We start from the raw sequence: 2504 nt of genomic DNA, 5'->3' as shown, positions 1-2504 counted from the left end.
ACCACCATTGCGCCGTGAGCCCTTCGACCGACGAGTATGCACCGCTGACGCTGGTCTTGAAGAAGATGTATTCGACCAGGCCAGTGACGACCACGATCCAGAACATGAAGTAACTGATCGGGCCGAGATAGTACAGCGGGTTCAGCCGGTCGCCGAAGGCGAGGTTGAAGACCGACTCGACCCTGAGGAAGAACCACTGTCCGGCGCGCTGAATCGCTCTAAGCAATCGGGGATGTCCTCGTTGGCAGACGCGGGCCAAAAGCACTTGGCATTGGCGTCCGATCGGATGCTACAGGCTGCGCACAGCGCCTGAAATTGATATGAATCAACGCGGGCGGCACTGCTGCCCGCGGGGGCGCAATGCAGTCAGTCAGCGAACGAGGCTGTATCTGGGTAAAGGCGACAACGCCCCAGGTCGAGCGGACTGCGCACCCCTGCCGCCGCGGTTGAGCACGTGCGTGTAGATCATCGTCGTGCTCACGTCGGAATGGCCGAGCAGTTTCTGCACGGTCCTGATGTCGTATCCACCGCGCAGCAGATGGGTCGCGAACGAATGGCGCAGCGTGGGGCAGCTCGCGGGTTTGTCGATGCCCGCGGTTCGTGCCGCTTTTCGGATCGCGCGCGCTGGATCGTCTGCGGATCGAGATGGTGGCAGCGAATGACGCCGGTGAGGGGATCGATAGATCGGTTGCCCGACGGGAAGATGTATTGCCAGGCCCATTCGCGTCCGGCGTTCGGATACTTGCGTGCCAGCGCATACGGCAGCGCGACCTCGCCACAGCCCTCGCCGAGGTTAGCGTTCGTGATCTCTTGCGGTACCTCATCGCACAGCGTTGCAGTCTTTTTCGGGAAGAATGGTCGACCCTGATGGCGCACACCCTACGCTGAACACACGCAGCGCAGTAACGCGCCACAGGGAGATCAACGATCCTCTTGCGAGGAAGATTTGTCGCAACCTCGCCATCCCCGAACCGATCGATTCTGGGTCTGGAAACGCGGCCCAGCGGCGCCAGCCCGCCAAACACTACCCCCCGTGCGATGCCGCCGCACGCTTGTGCTTGCGCCACTCCCAGAGAAGGGTCAGGAGCCCGAACAAGATGATGCCGGCGCCGACGAGCAGCTCGATCACGACCGCATAGTTGAGGCGATAGCGACCCGAAGCCGGATCGTACACCGTGCAGAGAATGCGTACGCGCTCCGCGAACGCCGCGAGGTCGCCGAGCGGCGGGGGTGTGCCGGTGACGAGTTCCTTCAGCGGCGCAACCAGCATCCGCAGATCGAAGGAATCGCCGTAGATCTGCCGGTACACGCGACCCTGCGGATCGACTAGCGTCACCTGGATCAGGTGATCGTAGCCCTTCGGCGTGGAGTAATAGAGGAACCCGAAGTTGCGCGTGAGGTCTTCGAGCGACGACGGATCCGGACTCAAGAATTCCCAGTTCTTAGCGGTGATGCCCTGCTGCTTCGCGAACGTCCGCATGGCCGAGGGCGTGTCGAACGGCAGATTGAATCCGATGCTAACGACATTGAAGCTGCCCTCGCCGAGCGCGTCGGTCGCCGCCGCAACGGCTTTCGCAAGGAACTTCGTGGTGGTCGGACAGACCTGAAAGCAGCCGGTGTAGATGAAGCTCACAAGCAGAGGCTTCCCGCGATAACGCGAGAAGCGCACCGACTGCCCGTCGCGATCCGTGAAGGAGTAATCGCCGATCGGCTTGCCGATCACGCTCTGGCTGAACGCGAGTGCCTTGCGCTCGTCCAGCGGCGAGCCGCCGGCGCTCGCACCTTCTTCGGCGTATGCTCGCGTCGAGAGCACCGCGAGCAGGCCGAGCATGGCGGCGACCGCTGCGGCGCGGGCGTTCATCCCACGGCGGCGTCGACCATCACCGCGACGAGCAGAACGGAAAGATGCACGAGCGACGCTCCGAACGCCTGCGCGGCGGTGGCGCGGCTCGGCGCGCGTGCGAGACGCAGGCTCTTGCGCAGGAAGTAGCCCCCGGCCAGCACGGCGCCGCCGAGATAGATCCAGCCCATGCCATAGCAGAACGGGACGATCGACGCGGCGACCAGGAGCACGGTATTCGCGAAGACGATGCGCGCGCTGCGCTCGAAGCCGAAGACGACGGGCAGCATCGGCACGCCAGCGGCCGCGTAGTCCTTCTCGTGAATCATGGCGAGGCTCCAGAAGTGCGGCGGCGTCCAGAGGAAGAGCACTACCGCGAGCCAGAGCGCCTCCGGGCTCAACGTCGGCGTGACCGCTGCCGCGCCTGCCAGCACCGCGAAGCTTCCGGCTAGGCCGCCGATCACGATGTTCCACCACGTGCGGCGCTTCAGCCACACGGTGTAGACGATGGCGTAGAAGAACGCGCCGAGAAAAACGTACAGGGCGGAGACCGGATTCACGACCAGTGCGGCAGCTGCGACGGACCCGATCGTCATCAGCGCGATCAACCACAGCCAGCCCGGGCCGTGCGTGAGAGCACCGGTCACAAACGGACGCCGGCGGG

4 protein-coding genes are annotated in these 2504 nt (G+C 64.2%); all 4 read right to left on the bottom strand.

The genetic code is table 11. The features are described from left to right. Window positions 1–226 (bottom strand): ferredoxin-NAD reductase (locus tag JNK68_09690; protein ID MBL8540628.1); only part of this gene is annotated, 226 nt, incomplete at its 3' end. Window positions 227–370: 144 nt separating this feature from the next. After that, window positions 371–721, bottom strand: coding sequence for a tyrosine-type recombinase/integrase (locus JNK68_09685; GenBank protein MBL8540627.1), 351 nt, complete (start codon window positions 719–721; stop codon window positions 371–373). 303 nt (window positions 722–1024) lie between these two features. Then, on the bottom strand, window positions 1025–1861 hold the full coding sequence (locus JNK68_09680) for an SCO family protein (protein ID MBL8540626.1): 837 nt from the start codon (window positions 1859–1861) through the stop codon (window positions 1025–1027). Then, a partial coding sequence (locus JNK68_09675) for a UbiA family prenyltransferase (GenBank protein ID MBL8540625.1) occupies window positions 1858–2504 on the bottom strand: 647 nt, incomplete at its 5' end. The genes JNK68_09675 and JNK68_09680, both read right to left, overlap by 4 nt.

The organism is Betaproteobacteria bacterium, assembly GCA_016791345.1.
GTDB lineage: Bacteria > Pseudomonadota > Gammaproteobacteria > Burkholderiales > JAEUMW01 > JAEUMW01.
The sequence above is the reverse complement of the archived record's forward strand: the minus strand, read 5'-3'. Positions and strand labels throughout refer to the sequence as shown.

Bases quoted from the DNA above. Each gene is read 5' to 3' on its own strand.
- JNK68_09680 (MBL8540626.1), bottom strand. From the start codon at position 1,861: ATGAACGCCCGCGCCGCAGCGGTCGCCGCCATGCTCGGCCTGCTCGCG.
- JNK68_09685 (MBL8540627.1), bottom strand. From the start codon at position 721: ATGGGCCTGGCAATACATCTTCCCGTCGGGCAACCGATCTATCGATCC.